Origin of the sequence: Mailhella massiliensis, from assembly GCF_020741395.1 — a bacterium.
GTDB lineage: Bacteria > Desulfobacterota > Desulfovibrionia > Desulfovibrionales > Desulfovibrionaceae > Mailhella > Mailhella massiliensis_A.
In genome coordinates this window covers 1-15,808 of record NZ_DYZA01000167.1, presented here as the reverse complement: position 1 = coordinate 15,808, position 15,808 = coordinate 1, and the positions used below count along the sequence as shown (strand labels likewise).

Annotated in this window: 15 protein-coding genes; 13 read left to right on the top strand and 2 right to left on the bottom strand. The window is 59.5% G+C overall.

All coding sequences use genetic code 11. The features are described 5' to 3' along the window. The first annotated feature begins 22 nt into the window (after positions 1-22). From K8W16_RS08265 to K8W16_RS08245, 5 genes are all read left to right on the top strand, one after another. Positions 23-1,351, top strand: a complete 1,329-nt coding sequence (locus tag K8W16_RS08265; RefSeq protein ID WP_304122672.1) for a glycosyltransferase family 4 protein — start codon at positions 23-25, stop codon at positions 1,349-1,351. Positions 1,352-1,354: 3 nt separating this feature from the next. Continuing rightward, complete coding sequence (locus K8W16_RS08260; protein WP_304122671.1) at positions 1,355-2,542, top strand: glycoside hydrolase family 57 protein; 1,188 nt, start codon at positions 1,355-1,357, stop codon at positions 2,540-2,542. A gap of 93 nt (positions 2,543-2,635) precedes the next feature. Continuing rightward, positions 2,636-6,913, top strand: coding sequence for an alpha-glucan family phosphorylase (gene glgP, locus K8W16_RS08255; RefSeq protein ID WP_304122670.1), 4,278 nt, complete (start codon positions 2,636-2,638; stop codon positions 6,911-6,913). Positions 6,914-7,624: 711 nt separating this feature from the next. Continuing rightward, the gene (locus K8W16_RS08250) at positions 7,625-8,944 is read left to right on the top strand and encodes an ammonium transporter (protein WP_304122696.1); all 1,320 of its coding nucleotides are present in this window, start codon (positions 7,625-7,627) and stop codon (positions 8,942-8,944) included. A gap of 28 nt (positions 8,945-8,972) precedes the next feature. Beyond that, complete coding sequence (locus tag K8W16_RS08245) at positions 8,973-9,299, top strand: P-II family nitrogen regulator (RefSeq protein WP_304122669.1); 327 nt, start codon at positions 8,973-8,975, stop codon at positions 9,297-9,299. 227 nt (positions 9,300-9,526) lie between these two features. Here the strand turns inward: K8W16_RS08245 and K8W16_RS08240 are convergent, their stop codons facing one another. After that, positions 9,527-10,126: a nitroreductase family protein gene (locus K8W16_RS08240; RefSeq protein ID WP_304122668.1), complete on the bottom strand. Its 600-nt coding sequence runs from the start codon at positions 10,124-10,126 to the stop codon at positions 9,527-9,529. A 249-nt stretch (positions 10,127-10,375) separates the two neighbouring features. Between K8W16_RS08240 and K8W16_RS08235 the strand changes: the two genes are divergently transcribed. The 8 genes from K8W16_RS08235 (at position 10,376) to smpB (ending at position 15,650) form a co-directional block, all read left to right on the top strand. Then, positions 10,376-10,612 carry a KH domain-containing protein gene (locus tag K8W16_RS08235; RefSeq protein ID WP_304122695.1) on the top strand — a complete coding sequence of 79 codons (237 nt, stop codon included), beginning with the start codon at positions 10,376-10,378 and terminating at the stop codon, positions 10,610-10,612. Continuing rightward, on the top strand, positions 10,612-11,214 hold the full coding sequence (gene rimM, locus K8W16_RS08230) for a ribosome maturation factor RimM (protein WP_304122667.1): 603 nt from the start codon (positions 10,612-10,614) through the stop codon (positions 11,212-11,214). Before K8W16_RS08235 ends, rimM begins: the two co-directional genes overlap by 1 nt. Positions 11,215-11,219: 5 nt before the next feature. Further along, positions 11,220-12,536, top strand: a complete 1,317-nt coding sequence (trmD, locus tag K8W16_RS08225) for a tRNA (guanosine(37)-N1)-methyltransferase TrmD (protein ID WP_304122666.1) — start codon at positions 11,220-11,222, stop codon at positions 12,534-12,536. A gap of 28 nt (positions 12,537-12,564) precedes the next feature. Further along, positions 12,565-12,912 (top strand): 50S ribosomal protein L19, encoded by a 348-nt coding sequence (gene rplS, locus K8W16_RS08220; protein ID WP_304122665.1) that lies wholly within the window; start codon positions 12,565-12,567, stop codon positions 12,910-12,912. Positions 12,913-13,086: 174 nt separating this feature from the next. Then, complete coding sequence (locus K8W16_RS08215) at positions 13,087-13,728, top strand: ribonuclease HII (protein ID WP_304122694.1); 642 nt, start codon at positions 13,087-13,089, stop codon at positions 13,726-13,728. Beyond that, a complete protein-coding gene (locus K8W16_RS08210; RefSeq protein WP_304122664.1) occupies positions 13,722-14,174 on the top strand; it encodes a YraN family protein in 453 nt (150 codons plus the stop codon). Before K8W16_RS08215 ends, K8W16_RS08210 begins: the two co-directional genes overlap by 7 nt. Then, positions 14,101-14,949 (top strand): 16S rRNA (cytidine(1402)-2'-O)-methyltransferase, encoded by an 849-nt coding sequence (rsmI, locus tag K8W16_RS08205; RefSeq protein WP_304122663.1) that lies wholly within the window; start codon positions 14,101-14,103, stop codon positions 14,947-14,949. Before K8W16_RS08210 ends, rsmI begins: the two co-directional genes overlap by 74 nt. A 251-nt stretch (positions 14,950-15,200) precedes the next feature. After that, positions 15,201-15,650, top strand: coding sequence for an SsrA-binding protein SmpB (gene smpB / locus K8W16_RS08200; protein WP_304122662.1), 450 nt, complete (start codon positions 15,201-15,203; stop codon positions 15,648-15,650). 78 nt (positions 15,651-15,728) lie between these two features. Here the strand turns inward: smpB and K8W16_RS12400 are convergent. Next, a partial coding sequence (locus tag K8W16_RS12400; protein WP_369694453.1) for an IS3 family transposase occupies positions 15,729-15,808 on the bottom strand: 80 nt, incomplete at its 5' end.

Below are 15,808 nucleotides of genomic sequence, written 5' to 3'. Positions count from 1 at the left end.
CGATACAACGGGGGATATCATCATGCGCGTTCTGATGCTTGGATGGGAATTTCCGCCGCACATCAGCGGCGGGCTGGGCACAGCCTGCTACGGTATCACGCAGGGTCTTATGGAAAAAGGAACGGACATAGCCTTTATCCTGCCCAGCATGAAAACCGATAAATCGACCACGGGAACCTTTCTGCGCTCCGCCTCCGGGATTCCCATTTCGCGCGCCCTGAAAAAAGCCGTGGAAAAGGTGCACCATCAGCAGGAGGCCGACGAGTTCTCCCACCTGTTCATGCGCCCCGTCAATGCGAAACTCAACCCATACGGCAGCTACGACTTCGGCCAGTTCGGCATCGACCCCGACGTTTTCAGTGAAAACGACCAGTACGTTGAGGAAATCAGCCACTTCCGCGGCGGCTATCATGACGACCTCATGGACGAGGTGTACCGCTTCAGCACCGCCGCTACCGCCGTGGTACTGGAAGAGCACATGAAGAAGAAGGCCGACGTCATCCACGCGCATGACTGGATGACCTATCCTGCCGCCATAACGGCCAGCCGTCTGAGCGGGCTGCCCTTTGTGGCCCACCTGCATGCCACGGAATTTGACCGTTGCGGCGATCATGGCTATGATAAGATCTACAACATCGAACGCGATGGTCTGCAGGCTGCGGATCATGTCATTGCGGTAAGCCAGCGCACCAAGCAGGTGGCTGTGGAGCGATACGGAGTTTCTCCGGAAAAGGTCTCCGTGGTATACAACGGCGCTTTCCTGCATGAGGAAATTCCCACCTTCGAGATTCCCGAACTTATACGGGATGAAAAGCGCGTCCTGTTCATGGGCCGCGTTACGTTCCAGAAGGGGCCGGAATACTTCGTGGAGGCTGCACGCCTTGTGCTCAACGAGATGCCCGACGTGCGCTTCATCATGGCCGGCAACGGCGATCTCCTGCCGCGCATGATCCGCCGTGTGGCGGAATTGCGTATGGGCAGCCGCTTCCACTTCCCGGGCTTCATGCGCGGCAAGGAAGTGCAGCGCATGTATTCCATGGCCGACCTGTATGTCATGCCCAGCGTGTCCGAGCCCTTCGGCATCGCCCCGCTGGAAGCTTTGCAGTGCGGCGCTCCCATCCTGCTTTCCAAGCAGTCCGGCTGCGCCGAAGTGCTGCCCGGAGCCCTCACTGTGGACTACTGGGACGTGCGCCAGATGGCCGACAAGATCATCGACGTGCTGAACCATCCCGAGATGGCCGCCGAAAGCCTCAGGCTCTGCCAGGAAGCGTTGCAGACCCTCACCTGGGAACGCGCCGCCGACGGTATTCTCGATGCCTACGCCCATGTCTGCCCCAATGCCCGGAGTTGAGCCATGCCTTCCGTATGCTTTGCTTTTGAAGTTCATCAGCCCTGTCGCTTCCGCCCCTATGGTTTTTTCGATATGGGGGCGAAGAGCGATTATGAAGATGTGGAACAGAACCGCAGCATCATCCGTGAGGTGGCCCAAAACTGCTACCTGCCCATGAACGCCCTGCTTCTGGAGCTCATCGAACGTCATCAGGGACGCATGCGCGTTTCGTTCTCTCTTTCCGGCGTCGTCATCGACCAGCTTGAGTCTTATGCGCCGGAAGCGCTGGAAAGTTTCCAGGCCCTTGCGCGCACAGGCTGCGTGGAATTTCTGGACGAGCCCGACAATCACGGGCTTTCCTGCCTCTTCTCTGAAGAAGAATTCCGCGCGTCGGTACTGCGTCACCGCGAGCGCATGCAGAAGCTGTTCGGCCAGAGCCCCCGGGCATTCTGCAACACCGATTTCATCTACAACAACGATGTGGCGCACATGGTGGAGCAGATGGGCTACTCCACCATTCTTGCCGACGGCGTGAACCATGTGCTCGACTGGCGCAGCCCGCACTTCGTCTATCGCCCGGAAGGCTGCCAGAACTTGAAGCTCATGTTGAAAAGTCGTTCCCTGTCCGACGACATAGCCTTCCGCTTCTCCGACCGTTTCTGGGCGGCCTATCCGCTCATGGCCGAAACCTTTGCCGACTGGCTGCACCGCGTCAAGGGCAACGGGGAAGTCATCAACCTCTTCATGAATTACGAAACCTTCGGCGAGCATCAGCGGGCCGATACCGGCATCTTCGATTTCATGAGAGCGCTGCCGGATCAGATCCTGAGTGACCCGGAATTTGATTTCCTCACCGTGTCCGAAGCGGCGGACCGCTACGGCGCCTATGCCTCGCTGGACATACCCTACCATGTGTCGTGGTCCGAGAACGGCCTTGCCCCGTGGCTCGGCAACGATATGCAGAAGGACGTTTTCCGCGCCGTCTGCGAGTGTCAGGGACTGGTGAGCTACCTTGATGATGAAGAATTCACCGGAACATGGAGGAAACTGCAGACATCCGACAATTTCCGCTACATGAGTACTCCCGCCTCCACACACGACAGCGCCCGTCAATCTTTCTCCCCCCACAAGACGCCGCTTGAGGCTTATACCAACTTAATGAACATTCTGGCAGACTTGCGCGTACGCCTTGTCGCCAGGTCCAGCCAGTAACCATACCAAAGAACTAGCGCCTTCGGCCCCGCTTTCCCCCTTTCGGGGAAAGCGAGGCCATTCGCGTTAGAATCCACCCTTTACGGAGTTTTCATGAACCAACCTTCACGCACCCACCTTTTCGAGGTCAGCTGGGAAGTGTGCAACAAAGTCGGCGGCATCTATGAGGTCGTCGCAAGCAAGGCGCAGCAGGCTATGAGCGCCTCAAACGGCGATTATTTCCTCATCGGCCCCGATACCAAGAAAAATACCGAGTTTACCGAGACCGACGAACCTTGCTGGGACGCCTTGCGTTATCCACTGAAAGACAAGGATCTGCGCTGCCGTTTCGGGCGCTGGGAAATCCCCGGCCGCCCTCGTGTCATCCTCGTTGACTTCAACGGCCGCCACGACTCGAATCAGATACTGCGCCAGCTCTGGGAACGCTTCGGCGTCGACTCCCTTTCCGGCGGCTGGGACTATATCGAACCTGTGCTCTTCAGCTACACCTGCGGCGAAGTCATAGCCACCATTCACAAGGTGCTCGCCACCCGCAACAAGAGCCACGGCGTAGCCCACTTCCATGAATGGATGTGCGGCGCGGGCATTCTTGCGCTCAAGCAGCTCGCCCCCACCATGGGCACGGTGTTCACCACCCACGCCACCGTGCTCGGCCGCGCCATGGCCGGAGCGGGCGTGGATATCTACGCCCGCATGTCGGAAATCTCCCCCTCGCAGGAAGCCTATCGCTATAACGTCACGGCCAAGTGCTCCATGGAAACCGTGAGCGCCCGTGAAGCCGACGTCTTCACCACGGTGAGCGGCATCACCGCCGAAGAAGCCCGTGTCTTTCTCGGCCGTACTCCCGATATCATCACCGACAACGGCCTCGACCTTTCCGTCATCCACGACTACAGCGCCGACCGTGAAAGCGCCCTTGCGAACCGCAAAAAGCTTCTCGAACCCGTGAGCCGCCTGCTCCGCCGCGAGATCTCCCCCGATACCCGCATCCTCGTCATTTCCGGCCGCTACGAGTATCACAACAAGGGTGTGGATCTCTTCCTCGACGCCCTCGCCAAAGCCAAGAAGTCCATGCAGAACACCTCCAGCAAGGTGCTCGCGCTCATGCTCATGATGGGCGGCCATACCGGCGTGAACGAAAAGGCCATAAATGGTGATCCTTCCGTGGTGGCCGATCCCTCCATGCCCGGTGCCGGCTTCATTACCAGCCACCAGGTCTATGACGCCCCCAACGATCCCATCCTCACTGCCTGCCGCCGCCTCGGCCTGAACAATGAAAAGGACGACAATGTGCAGGTCGTGTTCGTGCCCGCCCTGCTCGACGGACACGACGGCTTCTTCAATATGCCCTATTTCGACGTGCTTTCCGGCTGCGATCTCGGCGTGTTCCCCTCCTGGTACGAACCCTGGGGCTACACTCCTCACGAAAGCGCAGCCTACAGCGTGCCTACCATCACCACAGACTTGTCCGGCTTCGGTCTCTGGATACGTCAGTTGGAAAATGAAATCGGTCCCCAGCCCGGCATAGGCGTCATCGCCCGCCGCAATACCGATTACGCCAAGACTGTGGAAGATCTGGCCAACGTCATCGTTCATTCTGCCTCCTGCTCCTGTGAGGAACTCGACCAGCGCCGCCGCACGGTACGCGCCGCCGCCGCCCATGCTTCCTGGGATCAGTTCTTCCGCCTCTACAAGCAGGCCTATGACATGGCCAACGAAAAGGCCCACGCGCGCCGCTTCGCTTCCAGCCACAAATCCTCCTCCATCACCAAGGAACTCGCCATGCGTCCTTCTTCCATTCCCTTCCTGCGCACGCTGAACGCCGTGTCGGAACTTCCCGCCGAACTGACCCGCCTGCGCGACATAGCGAACAATGTCTGGTGGTGCTGGAATCCCGAGGCCATGTCGCTCTTCAAGGGAATGGATCCCGACCTGTGGGAGCAATGCGGCCACAACCCCATCGCCATGGTGGAAAGCACCCCGCCGGCCCGTCTGCACGCCCTTGCTGCCGACATCACCTTCGTGAACCGGCTGAAGAAAGTCGCCCAGGACTTCGACACCTACATGGCGCAGCCTCTCATCACCGACACGCTGGAAGACGGCACCACCGCCATTTCTCCCGAAAGGCCCATCGCCTACTTCTCCACCGAATACGGCCTGCATGAAAGCCTTCAGCTCTATTCCGGCGGCCTCGGCGTGCTTTCAGGCGACCACATGAAGTCCTCCAGCGACGAACGCCTGCCCCTCATCGGCGTGGGCCTCTTCTACCTGAACGGCTACTTCCAGCAGACCGTGGACAAACGCGGCCATCAGAACCCGCAGTACCCTGAAAATCAGCCCGCCTGCCTGCCCCTTGAAGCCATGCTCGACGACAAGGGCGACCCGCTCATGATTTCCCTTCCCCTCGGCTCCCGCACCCTCTATGCCCGCATCTGGAAGCTTCAGGTGGGCCGCGTACCGCTGTACCTCATGGACACCAACGTATCCAAGAACAGCGACGACGACCGCCGAGTCACCGCCCGCCTCTATGAGGCCGACCGCGACGTGCGCATGCGTCAGGAAATCCTGCTCGGCATCGGTGGCGTGCGCATGCTGGCAGCCCTCGGCATCACGCCTTCCGTGTGGCACATGAACGAAGGCCATTCCGCATTCCTCGTGCTGGAGCGCCTGCGCCAGCACATGAAGGGGGACGACCTCACCCTGGAAGAAGCCAAAACCCTCGTGCGCAGCTCCTGTGTATTCACCACGCATACCCCTGTGGACGCGGGCAACGAACGCTTCTCCGTGGATCTTATGAGCCGCTACTTCCAGCCCTACGCCAACATGCTCGGCCTGGAATGGGCCGAATTCCTTGCCCTCGGCCGGCAGGACGGCGGCGACGCCAACAACTTCGACATGACGGTGCTTGCGCTGCGCATGTCCTCCCAGGCCAACGGCGTGAGCGCCATGCACGGCATGGTTTCCCGCCGCATGTGGCGCAACATCTGGAAGGGCTTCACCGAAGCGGAGCTGCCCATCGGCCATGTGACCAACGGCGTGCACACCGCCTCCTATGTGGGCCCCGCCTTCCGCATCCTGCTGTGGCATTACCTCGGCGCCAACTGGCTCGACCTGCGCCCCGAAGATCCCGCATGGAAAAAGATCCAGACCATTCCCGACGATGAATTCTGGGCCGCACGCCGCGCCCAGAAGCAGACGCTCATCGACGCCCTGCGCGAGCGCCTGCCCCGTTGCTCCGCCTACTCCGATATCTCCGGAGAACAGCGGGTGCAGTGGCTCTCAAACCTCTCGCAGAACACGCTCATCATCGGCTTTGCCCGCCGCTTCGCTCCCTACAAGCGCGCCACCATGCTCTTTGCCGATCCCGACCGCCTCGCCCGCCTGCTCAACGACCCGAACCGCCCCACCGTTCTCATCATGGCCGGCAAGGCGCATCCTGCGGACAGCAAGGGCATTGAGCTTATCGAAGACGTGGTACGCTGGTCGCGTGATCCCCGCTTCTTCGGCAAAATCTTCTTTGTGGAAAATTACAATCTCGAAGTGTCCCGCCTGCTCTCCCGCGGCTGCGACGTATGGCTCAATACGCCCCGCCGTCCCCACGAAGCGAGTGGTACCAGCGGCGAGAAGGTGCCGGTCAACGGCGGTATCAACCTCAGTATCTCCGACGGCTGGTGGGTGGAAGGCGACAACGGCAAAAACGGCTGGACTATCGGCCCCAAGGCCACCTATGCCACCCTTTCCGCCGAACAAAACGACTATGCCGACGCGGAAAGCCTTTATCAGATTCTGGAAAACGACGTGGTTCCGCTCTTCTTCCAGCGCGACTCCGATGCCCTGCCCCACGGCTGGATAGCCATAGCCAAGAATTCCCTGCAGAGCCTCACCGCCATGTACGGCTGCCGCCGCATGGTGCGCGACTACATGGAAAAAATCTACATCCCCGCCGCCCGCCGCGGCGTGGCCATGGACGCCGACCATCAGGCCAAGGCACGCAGGATCACCGAATGGCAGAAGAACATCCCCGGCCGTTTCAATACCGCCAGTATTCAGTCCATTGAGGTCTCCGGTTTGGAAGGCGACACCGTATACTGCGGTAAGCCCTTCACCGTGAAGCTCACCCTGAACCCGGGCGAAATGAAGAGCGACGAGATGCTCGCCCAGTTCGTTCTCGGCGTGAGCGATGGTGCAAACTTCACCGACGAGCCTCAGATCATCAACCTCACCCTCACCGGCGAGGAAAACGGCATCCTCACCTACGAGGCCGAATGCATGGCCAAAGCCAACGGTCTGCATGCCTACGGCCTGCGCGTGGTTCCCTTCGCCGACCCCATGGACAATGTCCTGCGCGCCGGCCTGGTTCACTGGGCCTAAGCTGACCAACCATTAACCGCACATGCGCGCGAGGCCTTGGCTTCGCGCGCATGCCTTTTAAAAAATCCGTGTACGGGAAAACGGGAACCCTCTCTCCAATATGCGCCATCCGGAGCCTGATTTGCACAATACTTTATTCATCCCGAATATTCCGTGCTCCTAGGCTCAGAGCTTCCAACGCCCCTGTTGCGCTCATCGAAAAAACTGTCTTTCCGCATCTTCGATACGCAGCTTCTCCGTGCCCGTATCGCGCCCTCCCCGCCGTGCTCCTCCCTGGGGCCGAACAGCCCACCCCACTCTCCGTCTTCCGCCTCATCCTCCCGGCTCCATGTTCCCTCACTCGGAAGGTCCTTCAGCGACCTCAGCACAACTCATGACATGCTCCCCGTCCCTACCGGAGGATTCATAAGCGGACCTTGTTCCAAAACAAAAGCGGCCTGTTTTCTACTGTCATGTTAGTCATAAAAAACGCAGGAACTTATAGGAAGCATAAAGAAAAAATGAAAATGCGGGCAGCACAAAAACGTACTAAAAAGCTGCCTGAAAAATAGCACAATATAAAATAACCCGTGGAAATATCAGTAAAACCTCATCATGGCATGCTTCATGCATATAACAAGGCATTCAGCGATACCCTCAGGAGGTCATCATATGTTCCACGGTACGCACCTTTCCTTCCGGCCCCTGCTCACACCGCTTTCAACGGCAGGCATGGCTCTCTGTACCCTGCTGCTTCCCCATACGGCCCTTGCCGATGAAGCACTCTCCTTTCTGAGCCAGAAAAACGGCGATATCCTCTGGACCATGCTGGGAGCCATACTCGTCATGTTCATGCAGCCGGGCTTCGCCCTGGTGGAATGCGGTCTCACCCGGGCCAAAAACGCGGGTAACATCCTTATGAAGAACTTTGTGGACTTCAGCGTAGGCATGCCGCTTTTCTTCCTCATCGGCTTCGGGCTCATGTTCGGCACCTCCAACGGATTTCTCGGCACTCCCTCAGTGGGGATGCAGTTCATCGATCCCACCACAACCGAGGGCGGCTGGGCCTGGACCTTCTTTTTCTTCCAGGCCATGTTCGCGGCCACATCGGCCACCATCGTATCCGGCTGCATCGCGGAAAGAACGGACTTCAAGGCCTATATACTGGTATCTGTTCTGGTGAGCGCCTTCATCTACCCCATAAGCGGCGGCTGGTGCTGGAACAGCCTGTTTGGCGAAACCAAGGGATGGTTGGAAAATCTGGGATTCATCGACTTCGCAGGTTCCACGGTGGTACACTCCGTGGGCGGATGGATAGGGCTTGCAGGGGCTCTCTGCGTGGGGCCGCGCCTCGCCAAGTATTCCCCGGACGGGAAATCCCTGGCCATTCCCGGGCACAACATTCCCCTCGCGGCTCTCGGTGTGTTCATCCTGTGGTTCTCCTGGTTCGGCTTCAACTGCGGCTCCACCACCACGCCCGACGGAGTCGTAGGCTATATTGCCGTGAACACCTGCCTTTCCGCCTGCACCGGTTTTGCCGCCGCCATGCTGACGGTATGGTGCATCACAGGAAAGCCCGATCCTTCCATGGCCATGAACGGCGTCCTGGCCGGGCTTGTAGGCATTACTGCAGGCTGCTTTGAAGTTTCTCCCCCCGGTTCCATCTTTATCGGCATCATCTGCGGTGTTCTTGTGGTGTTCTCCGTCCTCTTTCTGGATCAGGTTCTCAAAATAGATGATCCCGTAGGCGCAGTTTCTGTTCACGGCGTATGCGGTTTCACGGGAACCGTGCTGGTCGGGCTCTTCGCCGCCCCCGGTTACGGCGCCCATGTCGGCCTGCTCTACGGTGGAGGCATGGACCTTCTGTTCGTCCAGCTTCTCGGCGCGTTTTCCGTAGGCATGTGGGCCTTTCTTATGGGCTGGATTACCTTCAAGCTGGCCGACAAGCTCATCGGACTGCGCGTGAGCCGTGAAGTGGAACTCAAGGGCCTCGATATGACGGAACATGGAACCGACGTGTACAGCGGTTTCCAGATTTTTTCCAACGAATAACCCCTGCATAAGAAAAGAGAGCAGAAGCATGAAACTGGTAGTTGCCTATATCCGCCCCGAATGTCTGGGAGCCGTCAAACAGAAGCTGTATACCGAAGGCCTTTACAGCATGTCCGTCACCAATATTCTCGGTTCCGGCCGTCAGAAGGGCTATGTGGAATTGTATCGCGGCATCGCCACGGAAGTGACGCTGCTCAAAAAAGTACGCCTGGAACTCTGCTTGCATGAAGAAAACGTACAGAAAGCCATGGATGCCATTGCCGCAGGCGCGGCCACAGGCCATGAAGGCGACGGCATCATCTATGTGGTGGACGTCGTGCAAAGCCGCAGGATACGCACCGGAGACAGCCTGTAATTCCTCCTTCCACGGGCGGAAAGCCCGCTCACAGGCTGCGGAAAAAAAGGAAGGTGCGCATCGGTCGCACCTCCCTTCCTATTCCTTTTTTTCCAGCTCCGCCGGGACGAAAATATTGCCTCCGGGCTCCGCAGCGCATGCCTCACGGCACAAGCGAAAAATGCACCCCGAAAGAGACCGGCCCTCCAGCAGACAAAGCCTGCGACAGACCGCATCACACCTGCGGCTTACTTCGCAGGATAGCCCACGGGCTGAATCATATATACCTTCCACCCTTCGGGAAGAGGCAGTTTGCCTTCCAGCCTGTCCGTCTCCTGAGCCTTCATCACATTGGCAAGGCCCATGGACGCGCAATAAAGGGCGACGTTTTCATACATGGAGCCTATGTGCATGGCGGAGTAGCGGTCGCTTTCCAGCGCAACGTGCAGAAGAACCATGGGCGCGCCGTTGGCATACATTTTCAGGTATGCATCGCCCTGAAGCACCTGCTCCAGTATGTTCTGCCGCGCGTCGTAGCGGTACACACCGTCGGGCAGGACTGCATACACGCCGATGCGCTGGTAGTTCATGGCCGTGGGCACGGTAAGCCTGCCGTCCTCCCGGCTCACGCCGCAGGCGGCCCACAGGATGTTCGACACTTCCTGCATCGGCAGGGAACGGCTGTCGAAAGCGCGCTCCACATGCCTTCCCGCAAGGGACTCCAGCAGGGAAAGCCCCCCCGCCTTCTGCGGCGCGGGAAGCTCCACCAGAACCTCAGCAAAAGCGGATGCGGGAACAGCCAGAGCGGCACAGCACAACACGGAAAAAAGCATCTTCTTCACGGACATGGGCACTTCCTGTATGGAGAAGGGTTCATTCTTTCAGCGAAGGCACAGCCTTCGCCCGGGGGCTTTACGGAAAAATTCTATCAAAAAAGCTCCCTCCCGTCCTGCAGGTATTGACACTTTGTAAAATTTTCCCGGGAAAAACATGTCCGCGGCGCACCTGCGCCCCTTGATTGACGGGCAGCGGAAGGGGATGCTACTGTGCAGAAAATTTCGCGCCTGCCCATGCGGCAACGGCGCGTGGAGATCTTCATGCAGCAGAAAGAACTTGTGGAATTCATCGCCAGGTCGCTGGTGGATAATCCCGATCAGGTGGCCGTACGCGAATCGGAAGGAGATCAGGGTTCCGTGCTGGAACTTTCCGTTTCCCGGGACGACCTCGGTAAAATCATCGGCAAACAGGGGCGCACGGCGCGCGCCATCCGCACCATTCTCGGTGCCGTGTCCGCCAAAACGAAAAAACGCGTCGTTCTGGAAATTCTCGAATAATGCCTGCCTCCTCTCTCGTTATCCTGGGGCGACTCACCAAACCCCACGGCGTCAAGGGCGAGATCCGCGTGGACTACTACGCCGATTCCGCCGATCTTCTGGAAAAGCCCCTCATGCTGCGCGCAGGGCGTTTTGCGCCGCGCCCCGTGCGCATCCGCGAATGGCATCTGTGGAAAGACCAGCTCATCCTGAGCCTAGAAGGCTGCAACGACCGCTCTGCGGCTGAACAACTGCGCGGGCAGGAGCTGCTCATCGACGCATCCTTCCTGCCCGAGACCGAAGAGGACGAACCGTACCTGCGCGACCTCATCGGCCTTTCCGTACGCCTTGAAGACGGCACCGTAGTGGGGAAACTCGAAGACGTGGACTTCCCCGCCGGACAGGAAATGTGGATCATACGCGCGCCGGAAGCGGACGGCGGCTACGAGATACTGTTCCCCGCCGTGCCCGAGTTCGTGCTGGATATCGACCTTTCGGCCGAAACGGCCACCATAGCCCCGCCGGAAGGCCTGCTCGACCTGTATCGGGAAGGGGCCGCAGCGAATGTCCCCGACGACGGGAAGGATGAAGAAGGCGCGACAGACGCTTCTTCCAAGGCATAGACGCCATGCGCTACAATCTGGTCACCCTGTTCCCGGAGTGGTTCGACTCGCCCCTTTCCAGCGGACTCATGGAAAAGGCGCGGGAAGCCGGGATTGTGGAATTTTCCTTTTTCAATCCGCGCGATAAAAGTACGGATCGCCATCATTCTGTGGACGACCGTCCTTACGGCGGAGGCCCGGGCATGGTGCTTATGCTCGACCCTCTCGTGCGGACTTTGCGTGAACTCGCCCCCTGCAACGGCAAAAAAGGCAGGCTCATTGCGCTCACGCCCGCAGGCAGGCCCTTCACCCAGGCCCTTGCCCGGGAGCTCGCACAGGAAGAAGAGCTCACCCTTGTCTGCGGTCGCTATGAGGGCTTCGACGCACGCCTTTTCGAGCTTCTGCCCGTTGAGCCGATATGCGTGGGCGAAGCGGTGCTCAACGGCGGGGAAGCCGCCGCCCTTGCCGTCATCGAAGCCACGGCACGCCTTCAGAGCGGCTTCATGGGCAAGGACGAATCGGGCGACGAGGAAAGCTTCAGCAACGGCCTTCTGGAATACCCGCAGTACACCAGACCGGAAAACTTCGAGGGGCTGGAAGTTCCCGCCGTTCTCCAGGGGGGCAATCATGCCCTCATTGCCGCGTGGCGCAGGGAGCAGGCGGTACTCGCCACGGCCAGGTACAGGCCGGACATGCTCGACCACGCCGTGCTCACCCACCACGACAGGGAAGTATTGCGCGCTTCTCCACGCTTTCGCCCGGCGAAAAACCTCTTTGTGGCCCTTCTGCATCATCCCGTACGATTAAAAAATCGGAAAACGGGCACAACATCTTTGACAAATCTCGATATTCACGATATAGCACGAATTTCCCGCACCTATGGGATCAGTGGATTCTTCGTGGTCACGCCGCTGAAGGATCAGCTCAGACTCTTGGCAACACTGCTCTCTCATTGGACGGAAGGGCCGGGACTGTCGTTTAATGCCGACAGGGCCGAAGCCCTTCGACTGGTCAGGCCTGAGGAATCTCTGGAAAGCGCGATTGCGACGTTGACAACCGATCGCGGCCTGCCGCCCTTCGTGGTCGGCACCAGTGCCCAGCCTCTCCTAGATAAAAAACACCGGGAACGCCGGCCGGCCTCCACCTTCGACGAAGTGCGAAACCGGCTTGCGGACAGGCCCGTACTCCTTTTACTGGGAACCGGGCATGGCATTGCGCCTGAGGTGTTGGAGCAATGCGACGCCGTCCTGCCGCCCCTGCGCTGGATGGACGAGTACAATCATCTCCCCGTTCGTGCCGCCGCCGCCATCCTTCTGGACAGGCTGCTCGGCGATCGGGGATAAACACCATTTCCTCAAGGAGAGTCCCCCCATGGATATCATCAAGAAGATTGAACGCGAACACATGCGTATGGACATTCCGTCCTTCAAGCCCGGCGACACCATCAAGGTGTACCTGCGTATCGTCGAGGGCGAAAAGGAACGTATCCAGATGTTCCAGGGCAACGTGATCCGCATCCAGCGCGGCACCACCGGCGCCACCTTCACCGTGCGCAAGATTTCCGACGGCGTGGGCGTGGAACGCATCCTGCCCATGCACTCCCCCTTCATCGACCACATCGAAGTGGTGACCGAAGGCCGCGTGCGCCGCTCCCGTCTGTACTACCTGCGCGATCTGCGCGGTAAGGCTGCCCGCATCAAGCCCCGCAACCGCTACTAAGATTCCGGCCCGGCCTGCCCGGGTCCTCTTTGAGCAGACAATCCCCTTCCGGCTTCTTCCGGCGGGGGATTTTGTCTATCAGGCACTCCATTCTTTCCCGCTTGCAGGTTGCCCATGGCCCGTATCCGCAAAAAAGCCGTCATCGAACAGGGGCTGCTCTTCAGCGCCCCGGATATGCAGGAACCTTTTACCGCCGGTACCGACGAAGCGGGCCGGGGCTGCCTTGCCGGTCCCGTAGTGGCCGGAGCCGTCATTTTCGCCGACGGCTTCGACCTCATGGGGCTGGATGATTCCAAGGCGCTCAAGGAAAAAGAACGGGAGCGCCTCGCCGTGGAAATACGAAGCCTCGCCGTGGGGTGGGGTATAGGCCTCTCGTGGATGAATGAAATCTCGCGCATCAATATCCTTCAAGCCTCGCTCATGGCTATGACGCGCGCCGTGGCCGCCATGCGTGTGCGCATGAAGGTGAAAGAAGACGCCGTGCCCGCACGCCTTCTCATCGACGGCACACAGATCATTCCCCCGCTCTATTTCCGTCAGTTCGGTATTCCGCTCCCCGAACAGGAAGCCGTGGTGGACGGCGACGCCCTCATCCCCTCCATTTCCGCCGCCTCTATTCTGGCCAAGACCTTCCGCGACGAACTCATGACAAAGCTCGACACCCGCTGGCCCGAGTACGGCTTTGCCCGGCATAAGGGCTACGGCACTAAAGAACATCGGGAAGCTCTGAAGCTCTACGGCCCCTGCCCGCTCCATCGCCTGGATTTTCACAGCGTGCTCCCGAAAAAGGTGCAGGAGCAGGGCCGCCTGTGTTGAAATTCTTCCGAAAAAAAGCCGAAGAAAATGCTCCTTCCCCGGCCAGAACAGGCGCGGAAGGAGAAGAGGCGGCGGCAAAGCTCCTTCGAGGCATGGGCTGGGAGATACTCGCCCGCAACTGGAAAAGCGGCCGTCTGGAACTTGACATTGTGGCCCGGGAACGGGACACCATGGTATTTGTGGAAGTGAAAACCCGCGCACAGGGCGGTATGCAGAGGCCCTTTGAAGCCCTGACCCCTGTCAAGAAGAGCCATCTGCAACGCGCCGCACAGCTCTGGCTTGCCGAACACGACGCCTGGGGTATGTCCTGCCGCTTCGACCTTGTCTGTGTGACGGCCGCACAGGGAACCTACCAAACGGAGCTCATACAAAATGTCATCGAATACGCAGAATCAGGAGCCGGGCACGCTCTGGGTGGTGGGCACTCCCCTTGGCAACCCTGGTGACCTTTCTCCCCGCGCCCGAGCCTGCCTGGAAGAGGCGGACATGGTGCTCGCGGAAGACACCAGGCGCGAAGGCCTCGCCTGCGCACGCTGGGGCGTGACGGTACGCCGTTTTCTCAGCTACCACGACCACAACGAAAAGGAAAAGGCCGCCTCCGTGCTGGAGCTTCTGCGCGAAGGAAAAAACATCGCCCTTATTTCCGACGCAGGCATGCCCGTCATGGCCGACCCGGGCTATGTCGTCATACGCGCCTGCCGGGAAGCGGGCCTGCCCGTCTCCGTGATCCCCGGCCCCTGCGCGCCCGTCACGGCTCTTGCCGGTTCCGGTATTCCGCCGCAGCCCTTCGTCTTCTTCGGCTTTCTGCCGCGCAAGCGCTCCGAGCAGGAAGAAAGCCTCGCCCCCTATGCCGCCCTTCCCGTCACTCTGGTCTTTTTCGAGCGCAAGGACAGACTTCAGGAAACACTGAAAAACGCCCTTGCCCTGCTCGGTCCGCGGGAAGTGTGCGTGGCGCGGGAACTGACCAAGACGCATGAGGAATACCTGCGTTTCCGCCTTGACGACATACCCGACCTTTCGGGCATACTCGGCGAAGTCACTGTAGTGCTCGGGCCTCCTGAAGGGCATGTGAAAAGCAGCCGGGAAGAAATCCTTGCCTTGATCGCGGAAGAACGCCCCGCAGGAGGAGCGCCCCGCGCCGTGGCAAGGCGCGTGCAGGCCCGATCGCGCGGCTGGACCACCGGGGAAATCTACGCCATTCTTTCCGGCATGAAGGGCTGACATATTCCCCGGCCACCGGAATACGCCGGAAGTCCTGGGAAGGAAAAGCAAGATGCCCGAAAGGTGAACACCTCGTTTTTCACGGCCGGGGCAGCGCCGCGTCTTATCGCCATACTCTGGGCCGGACAGGCTTTTCTTGCAGGGAAAAGCCTTGTATGTTACCAGAATGACATGGAAATTGTTTTCCATCCCTTTTTATTCACCGGAACTTGCGCAAGGGTTCCCTTTCTTTAGGATTTCTGGAGTCAGCCATGGCCGACACGCCGCGCATAGACAACCGCAAAGCCCGCCAGTACTATGAATTTCTGGAATTTTTCGAGGCGGGCATCGTACTCACCGGGCCGGAAGTAAAAAGCCTCCGGGCCGGGCAGGTCAGTTTCGGAGACAGCTTCGTGGAATGTCGCGACGGCGAGGCTTTCGTAGTGGGCATGCGCATAGCTCCCTACGAGCGCGGCGGCTATGTGCTTCAGGAGCCGGATCGCGACAAGAAGCTTCTGCTTCATCACCGGGAAATACACCTGCTCGCCACGCGCATAGAACAGAAAGGCCTTACCGTGGTGCCTACGAAGATTTACTTCAAGCACGGCAAGGTCAAGCTGGAAATCGCCCTTGCCCGGGGCCGCAAGCTGCACGACCAGCGCGAGGAATTGAAGCGCCGCGCCGAATCCCGCGATCTGGAACGGGAACTCGCGCGCCGGTGAAGCCCTGTACGGAACAGCCCCCGCCACTGGTCTGCTCCCCGTCAAGTAGACCTCTAAAAAGCCCCAGCAGCGTTGATTCTAAGCGGCCAGCTTTTCCCGATACTCTATCGGGGAAAGCTGGCCGAGCCTTTTCTGAAAACGCTCAGCATTGTAATAGG